Source organism: Methylorubrum podarium (assembly GCF_022179745.1).
Classification (GTDB): Bacteria; Pseudomonadota; Alphaproteobacteria; order Rhizobiales; family Beijerinckiaceae; genus Methylobacterium; species Methylobacterium podarium.
This window is the reverse complement of sequence record NZ_BPRD01000239.1, coordinates 1-7,477: the sequence shown is the minus strand read 5'-3', so window position 1 is coordinate 7,477 and position 7,477 is coordinate 1. Positions and strand designations below refer to the sequence as shown.

10 protein-coding genes are annotated in these 7,477 nt (G+C 69.8%); 4 read left to right on the top strand and 6 right to left on the bottom strand.

What is annotated here, in order from left to right:
* Together MFF42_RS12725 and MFF42_RS12720 are read right to left on the bottom strand one after the other, a co-directional pair.
* On the bottom strand, positions 1-837 hold an 837-nt coding region (locus MFF42_RS12725), incomplete at its 3' end, for a response regulator (RefSeq protein WP_238256081.1).
* Between the two features lie 55 nt (positions 838-892).
* Positions 893-1,273, bottom strand: coding sequence for a response regulator (locus tag MFF42_RS12720; RefSeq protein ID WP_003599942.1), 381 nt, complete (start codon positions 1,271-1,273; stop codon positions 893-895).
* A 78-nt stretch (positions 1,274-1,351) separates the two neighbouring features.
* Between MFF42_RS12720 and MFF42_RS12715 the strand changes: the two genes are divergently transcribed.
* On the top strand, positions 1,352-1,648 hold the full coding sequence (locus MFF42_RS12715; protein WP_283206873.1) for a DUF3572 domain-containing protein: 297 nt from the start codon (positions 1,352-1,354) through the stop codon (positions 1,646-1,648).
* 67 nt (positions 1,649-1,715) lie between these two features.
* Here MFF42_RS12715 and ruvA read toward each other — a convergent pair whose 3' ends face one another.
* Positions 1,716-2,342, bottom strand: coding sequence for a Holliday junction branch migration protein RuvA (gene ruvA, locus MFF42_RS12710; protein WP_238256079.1), 627 nt, complete (start codon positions 2,340-2,342; stop codon positions 1,716-1,718).
* 87 nt (positions 2,343-2,429) lie between these two features.
* Between ruvA and MFF42_RS12705 the strand changes: the two genes are divergently transcribed.
* A complete protein-coding gene (locus tag MFF42_RS12705; protein ID WP_238256078.1) occupies positions 2,430-3,059 on the top strand; it encodes a YceI family protein in 630 nt (209 codons plus the stop codon).
* A gap of 241 nt (positions 3,060-3,300) precedes the next feature.
* Complete coding sequence (ruvC, locus tag MFF42_RS12700) at positions 3,301-3,870, top strand: crossover junction endodeoxyribonuclease RuvC (RefSeq protein WP_238256077.1); 570 nt, start codon at positions 3,301-3,303, stop codon at positions 3,868-3,870.
* Positions 3,871-3,951: 81 nt separating this feature from the next.
* Here ruvC and MFF42_RS12695 read toward each other — a convergent pair whose 3' ends face one another.
* The 3 genes from MFF42_RS12695 to ubiG form a co-directional block, all read right to left on the bottom strand.
* Positions 3,952-4,932 (bottom strand): NADPH:quinone oxidoreductase family protein, encoded by a 981-nt coding sequence (locus MFF42_RS12695; protein WP_238256076.1) that lies wholly within the window; start codon positions 4,930-4,932, stop codon positions 3,952-3,954.
* A gap of 208 nt (positions 4,933-5,140) precedes the next feature.
* The gene (locus MFF42_RS12690; RefSeq protein WP_238256075.1) at positions 5,141-5,713 is read right to left on the bottom strand and encodes a YbhB/YbcL family Raf kinase inhibitor-like protein; all 573 of its coding nucleotides are present in this window, start codon (positions 5,711-5,713) and stop codon (positions 5,141-5,143) included.
* A 58-nt stretch (positions 5,714-5,771) separates the two neighbouring features.
* Positions 5,772-6,518 carry a bifunctional 2-polyprenyl-6-hydroxyphenol methylase/3-demethylubiquinol 3-O-methyltransferase UbiG gene (gene ubiG / locus MFF42_RS12685; protein ID WP_238256074.1) on the bottom strand — a complete coding sequence of 249 codons (747 nt, stop codon included), beginning with the start codon at positions 6,516-6,518 and terminating at the stop codon, positions 5,772-5,774.
* A 174-nt stretch (positions 6,519-6,692) separates the two neighbouring features.
* Between ubiG and MFF42_RS12680 the strand changes: the two genes are divergently transcribed.
* The coding region (locus MFF42_RS12680) for an aspartate kinase (RefSeq protein ID WP_238256073.1) at positions 6,693-7,477 on the top strand (785 nt) is incomplete at its 3' end.

Sequence of the window (7,477 nt, the reverse complement as noted above, 5' to 3'; positions counted from 1 at the left end):
CTCCGAGAAGCGGCGGCGCCGCACCTGGGTGCGCACCCGTGCGATCAGCTCGTTGCGGTCGACCGGGCGCAGCAGGTAGTCGTTGACGCCGAAATCGAGGCCGCGGGTGATGCGGGCCTTCTCGTGCATCTCGCCGATCATGATCAGCGCCATGTTGCGGGTCCGCTCCAGCGAGCGGAGCTGGCTGCACAGGCGCAGGCCGTCGAACCCTTCGAGGTCGAGGCTCACCAGGGCGAGGTCGAACCCTTCCTCGGGCGCCCGCACCAGGGCACGGTGGGGATCGGTCTCGACGGTGACGTGATGGTGCTGGGACAGGGCGGTGCCGATGCGGTCGATGGCGCTCGGACGATCCTCCACGAGGAGGATGCGCGCGCCCTCGCCGGTGTCGGCGGCGGCGAGAACCAGGGGATCGGGGCCGCCGATCTCGCGCGTCGCGAGGGCGCGGGAGCGCAGCTCGTCCGTCACCGCCTTCAGCCGCACGAGGCTGCGCACCCGCGTCATCAGCGCGGTGTCGTCGATGGGTTTGGTCAGGAAGTCGTCGGCCCCGGCATCCAGGCCCCGCAGACGGTCGGCGGGCTGGTCGAGGGCGGTCACGATCACCACCGGCAGGTGGGCGGTGGCGGGATTGGACTTGAGGCGGCGGCAGACCTCGAACCCGTCCATGCCCGGCATCATCACGTCGAGGAGCACGATGTCGCACGCTCCGTTCTCGCAGATCGTCAGGGCATCGGGCCCGTTCATCGCCACGACAACGTCGAAATATTCGAGCGACAGTTTTGTCTCGAGCAGCCGTACGTTGGGGTAGAGATCATCCACGATCAGGACGCGAGCGGACATCGTTCCTCCGATGCGCGGCCTTGACGACCGCGACGGCGTTCAGTCCGAGGAGATCTCAGGGAGCGCCGTCATCGCCAATGTACCTGCGGACCGTTGCCAAAAACTTGGCAACCGAGATCGGCTTGGACAAATATGCCTCGCAGCCGCCTTCACGAATGCGTTCCTCGTCGCCTTTCATTGCAAAGGCGGTGATGGCGATCACGGGAATGTTACGGAGGTCGTCGTCGTCCTTGAGCCATTTGGTCACTTCCAGGCCCGACACTTCGGGAAGCTGGATGTCCATCAGAATCAAGTCTGGGTGGTGGGCGCGCGCGAGTTCAATCGCCTCGATACCGTTGGCGGTCTTGAGGGTCGCGTAGCCGTGCGCCTCCAGCAGATCGTTGAAGAGCTTCATGTTCAGCTCGTTGTCTTCAACGATGAGAACGGTTTTCTTCATGACCTGCTCCGGCGCGGTCGCGATGGCGTTCCACCCCGTGGCCCGGCCCCTCGTACTCTCTTAAACTGCCACTCGTTGATGAAACGCAAACTTGATCATAGTGATGGCGGGAGCGAACGTCTCGCCATCGAAGTGCTGGGATGGCTCGCCGCCGACGAGGACCGGCTGTTCCGGTTCGTCGCCGCGAGCGGCCTGGAGCCCGGAACGCTGCGCGAGAGCCTGCACGATCCCGGCTTTCTCGGCGCCGTTCTCGACCATGTGATGGGCGACGAATCGTCGCTGCTCGCCTGCGCCGAGGCACTTCAGGTGAAGCCGGAGCGGATCGCCTCCGCCTGGCAGCGCCTGCAGCCGCCGCCTTTCGACGAGGGCGCCTGAGCAGGGTCGCGCGACGACCTTGAGCATCGTCTTTCTCGGAAGGCCAGTCACCTTTCGGGAGGATGCCCTACCGCGCGAGCTCCCGCAGCCCGAGCCGGATCAGGGTCTTGGCCTCCACGGTGTCGGCCTCCTCGCCCAAGCCCTTCAGGGCGGTGGCGATGGCGGCCGAGGCCTGAACCTGGGGATAACCGAGATTGACCAGCGCCGAGATCGCGTCCGCGACCGGCTGCGGCGCCGTCCTGTCCTCGACGGCGCCGGTGAGAGCGATCAGCGCCGGATCGACGGGGGCGAAGGCGGGCGCCTTGTCCTTCAGTTCCGCGACGAGGCGGGCGGCGAGCCGCGGCCCGACGCCGGGGGCGCGGGCGACGGCGCCCTTGTCGCCGGTGGCGATGGCGGTCGCGAGGTCGGCCGGCTCTAGCACTGAAAGAACACCGAGCGCCACGCGGGTGCCGACCCCCTGCACCGTCTGGAGCAAGCGGAACCACTCCCGCTCGGCATCGGAGCGGAAGCCGTAGAGACGGATCATGTCCTCGCGCACATGCGTCTCGATGGCGAGATCCGTGGCCTCGCCGGGCTTCGGCAGGCGCTGCAGGGTGCGGGCGGAGCAGTGAACGACGTAGCCGACGCCGTTCACGTCGAGGATCACGAAATCCTCGCCGTAGGAATCGACGATCCCCTTGAGCTTGCCGATCATATGAAACCGTCGATCCTCGAAGGGTCCGTTGCCGCGCTTGGCCTAAGGCCATATCCGTCTTGGCGGCACAACCGACAAGGTGACCGCATGAAGCGCACGCTCGCCCTCGCCGCCCTCCTGCTGGCGGGTTTCGCCCTCGCCATGCCCGGCGCGCCCCATGCTCAGGAGGCCGCCCCGGCCCTGACCAAGGACCCGAAACAGGTGAAGGCCGGGCGCTATCGGCTCGATCCCGCCCACGGCAAGATCACCTGGTCGATCAGCCATCTCGGTTTCTCGACCTATTACGGCCAGTTCACCGAGGTCTCGGGCGACCTCGTCCTCGATCCCGCCGAGCCGGGCAAGAGCACGCTGTCCGTCAAGATCGGCACCGGCAGCGCCAACGGGCTGAACGACCGGCTCAACGCGCATCTCAAGACGCCGGACTTCCTCGACGTGGAGAAGTTTCCCGAGGCGACCTTTGTGAGCCAGTCGATCGAGCCGACGGGTCCGACCACCGCCCGCGTCAACGGGACGCTGACCCTGCGCGGCGTGTCGAAGCCGGTCTCGTTCGACGCCACCTTCAACCAGGCGGGCGTCAACCCGGTCGACAAGATCTACTCCGTCGGCTTCGACGGCTGGACGGTGATCAAGCGCTCCGAGTTCGGCGTGAACGCGTTCCTGCCGCTGCTCGGCGACGAGGTGGCGCTCCGGCTGGAGGGCGAGTTCAAGCTGCAATAGGCGTCGGCGAGACGGGCGGGGCCATCGCTCGAAGCCGCTTGAGCGGCTTCGCGGCGCGAAGAGCGCCGCGCGGAGCGGAAGCCTGAGCCCGCGGAGGCAGGCGCCGGCGACTGAGGCCGGCGTAGAACCAGGGTGATCGCTGTCAAGCGATCGCCCTGATGAGGCGGGCCGCGGGTTTGCGGCAAGGCTTTGTTCACGCTACGTGCCGTAGCGGATCGATGCTCTGAAGGAGGCCGAGGCCATGACCACGGACGTCCGCATTCTCGGCATCGATCCCGGCCTGCGCCGCACCGGCTGGGGTCTGATCACGGCGCGGGGCACCAAGCTGTCCTATCTCGCCTGCGGCGTCGTCACCTCCGACGGCGACCTGCCGCTGGCTCTGCGCCTGCGCGAGCTGCACGAGGGCCTCACCCGCATCATCACGACCTACGCGCCCGACGAGGTCTCGGTGGAGGAGACCTTCGTCAACAAGGACGCGCAGGCCACGCTCAAGCTCGGCCATGCCCGCGCCGTGGCGCTGCTGGTGCCCGCCCTCGCCGGGCTGCCGGTGGCGGAATACGCCGCCAACCTCGTGAAGAAGACGGTGGCCGGCAACGGCCACGCGGAGAAGACCCAGATCCAGGCGATGGTGAAGTTCCTGCTGCCGAAAGCGGAGTTCAAGCTCGCCGACGCGGCCGACGCGCTCGCCATCGCCATCACCCATGCGAGCCACCGCGGCGCCATCGCCCTCGACCGCCGCCACGCCGTGGCCGCCGGCAACGGCCCGGGCGCGGCGCGGATCGCCGCCGCGCTGGCGCGGCTCGACCGATAGGCCCGATCCGATCGGCTGGTGCGCTCGATCCTTGATGTTGCATCGTCCCGAAAGCCGGTGGCCGCCTTTCGGGACGATGCACTAGCCTCTCAGGTCGAGCAGGACCTTGCCGACGGCCTCGCGGCGCACGAGCACGCCGAGCGCGTCGGCGTAGGCTTCGAGCGGATAGGTGCCGTGCACCTTCACGGTGAGCCGGCCCTCCGCCGCCCAGGTGAGCAGCCGGGCCTGGTTCGCCGCGTGCGCCTCCGGCTCGCGCTCGACGAAGGCGCCCCAGTGGACGCCCTGCACGTCGATGCCCTTGAGCATGATGACGTTGAGGGGGAATTTCGGGATCTCGCCCGCGGCGAAGCCGATCACGAGGAAGCGGCCCTTCCAGCCGAGCGCGCGCATCGCCGGTTCGGCGAGCTCCCCGCCGACCGCGTCGTAGACCACGTCGACGCCCCGCTCGCCGGTGAGGCGCCGCAGCGCCTCGCGCAGGTTGTCCGCCTTGTAGTCGATCAGGTCGTCGGCGCCGTGGGCGCGGGCGGTTTCGAGCTTCTCGGGCGAGGAGGCGCAGGCGATGACGCGCGCGCCCAGCAGCTTGCCGAGTTCCACCGCGGCGAGACCGACGCCCCCCGAGGCGCCGAGGACGACCAGCGTCTCGCCCGGCCGGATGGCGGCGCGGTCGCACAGGGCGTGGAGCGTGGTGCCGTAGGTGATCGAGAGCCCGGCGGCGACCTCGTCGGAGACGGCTTCCGGCACCCGCGCGAGGCGCCTGACCGGCACCGCGATCCGCTCGCGGGCGGTGCCGTGGCTGAGATGCACCATCACCCGGTCGCCGACGGACAATCCCTCCGCACCGGGACCCAGGGCCTCGATCACGCCGCAGGCCTCGCCGCCGGGGGAGAACGGCAGTTCGGGCTTCACCTGATAGCGGCCGGCGATGATGAGGGTGTCGAAAAAGTTCAGCGCCGCGAACCGAACCCGCACCAGCGCCTCGCCGGGGCCCGGCACCGGATCGGGCAGATCCTCGATGCTGAGATCCTCCGGCCCGCCGAGCCGGCTGCACATCAGGGCCTTCATTCCGCGCCGCCTCCGTCCCGCCGTCCGATCCGCCGTCGGCTCCCCCGCCCGCGGGAGACATCGCCGCGATCGACGGCGCCGATGCCCGCGCTCATGCCCGCTCGCGCGCGGTGAGCGCAAGATGCTCGGCGTCTCTCACGAAACGCCCGTTGCGCCGTCGCGGTCGGACGGGGAGGCGGTCGGTGACCCCGAGTTTCGTGAGGCACGCTCACGCCCGCTCGTAGGTCCCGGTCAGCAGGCCCTTGGCGATCACGTTGCCTCGAAGCGCGTCGAGGAGCGCGCTCCGGCCCGGCGAGGCGGGCAGCTCCGCCGGGCGGGCGAGGGCGAAGGCCTGGAACAGGTAGTGGTGCGGTCCGTGCCCCGTCGGCGGGTCCGGCGGCAGCCAGCCGTCCTTCAGGAACGAGTTGCGGCCGAGGTCGTGCCGCGCACCCTCGCCCGCCGGGCCCGCGAACGCCCCTTCCGGAAGGCGCTGGTCTTCCGGGCGCAGATTCCAGGCGATGAGGTGGACGAGGGGATGAGGGGAGGGCGCGTCCGGATCCTCCACGAACAGGATCAGTGCCGCCGCATGCTCCGGCACGCCGGCGAGGGCGAGCGGCGGCGACACGCCTTCGCCGTCGGCCGTGTGGCGGGCCGGGATCGGCGCGGTGTCGGCAAAGGCCTCGCTCGTCACGCGGATCGTCGCGGGGACGTCCGCCGCGACCGTGTGGAACGCGGCCTTCTCCGCGCCGGCCCGCAGGCCGGCCAGGGCCTCACCGACGGCGTGCGGCAGCTTCTCAAGCATCGGTTGAGTGTCTCCGTTCCTGGTGGAGATTCCTCAACGAAGGCCGCCCGGCTTCGTTTCAGGCGGGGCGGTGCGCCGCGACCATGTAGTTCACCCCCGTGTCGCGGCTCGCCCGCCAGGAATCGGTGAGCGGATTGTAGACCACCCCGGTCGTGTCGGTGACGGTGAGGCCGCCCGCCGCGATGTCGGCGGACAATTCCCCCGGCGTCACGAACTTTTCCCAGTCGTGGGTCCCCCGCGGCAGCCAGCGCAGGATGTACTCGGCGCCGACGATGGCCAGCGCGAAGGAGCGCATCGTCCGGTTGATGGTGGCGGCGAACAGGAGCCCGCCCGGCTTCACCGTCGTGCAGCAGGCGCGCAGGAACCCGGCGCGGTCGGCGACGTGCTCGACGACTTCCATGGCGAGCACGATGTCGAAGCGCTCGCCGCGCGCGGCCACTGCCTCGATGGTCTCGTCGCGGTAGTCGATGGCCAGCCCCTCGGCCTCCGCGTGGGCGCGGGCCGCCGCGACGTTGCCCGGCGCCGGATCGAGCCCGGTCACCGTCGCGCCGAGGCGGGCGAGCGGCTCCGACAGCACGCCGCCGCCGCAGCCGATATCGATCACGCGCAAGCCTTCGAGGGGGAAGGGCGCGGCCGCATCGCGGTCGAAGATGCGGCAGGCTTCGTCGCGGATGTAGCCGACCCGGACGGGATTGAACTTGTGCAGAACCGCCATCGGTCCGCGCTCGTCCCACCAGCGCGCCGCCAGGGCGTCGAAGCGCGCCACTTCGTCCCGGTCGATCGAGGCACCCGTCATCCGGCTCACTTTCGCATCGTTTGAACCTGCGGTCCGTCCGATTGACACGGCCGGGGGGCCCTTGTACCCGCCGGGCGCATCCCCGGTACAGCCGCGCCGTGTTGTTTTCCGTGCCGGTTGCTGGCCGGCGGCGTGGCCCGCGCGGCCGGCCCCGTGGTGAGAGACGAGCAGACCGGACGCGACATGCCCCGTTTGGTGATGAAATTCGGCGGCACCTCCGTCGCCAACGTCGACCGCATCCGCAACGTGGCGCGCCACGTCGCCCGCGAGGTCGCGGCCGGCTACGAGGTCGCGGTCGTGGTCTCGGCGATGTCGGGCAAGACCAACGAGCTCGTCGGCTGGGTCAAGGATGCCGACCCGCTCTACGGCGCGGCGGAGTACGACACGGTCGTCGCCTCGGGCGAGCAGGTCACCTCGGGGCTCCTCGCCATCGCCCTCAACAAGGACGGCATCAAGGCCCGCTCCTGGCAGGGCTGGCAGATCCCGATCCACACCTCCGACGCGCACGGCTCGGCCCGGATCGAGGGCATCGACCCGAAGAACCTCGACGAGGGATTCGCCCGCGGCGAGGTCGCGGTGATCTCCGGCTTCCAGGGCGTGAATGCCGGCACCGGCCGGATCGCGACCCTGGGGCGGGGCGGCTCGGACACCTCGGCGGTCGCCATCGCCGCCGCCATCGGCGCCGAGCGCTGCGACATCTACACCGACGTGGACGGGGTCTACACCACCGATCCCCGCGTGGTGCCCAAGGCCAAGCGCATGGAGCGCGTGACCTTCGAGGAGATGCTGGAGATGGCGTCCCTCGGCGCCAAGGTGCTGCAGGTGCGCTCCGTCGAGCTCGCCATGGTGCACCGGGTGCCGACCACGGTGCGTTCCTCCTTCGATCCCCCCGATGCCGCGCGGCCGGGCACCCTCATCTGCGACGAGGACCAAATCGTGGAACAGCAGATCATCACCGGCATCGCCTT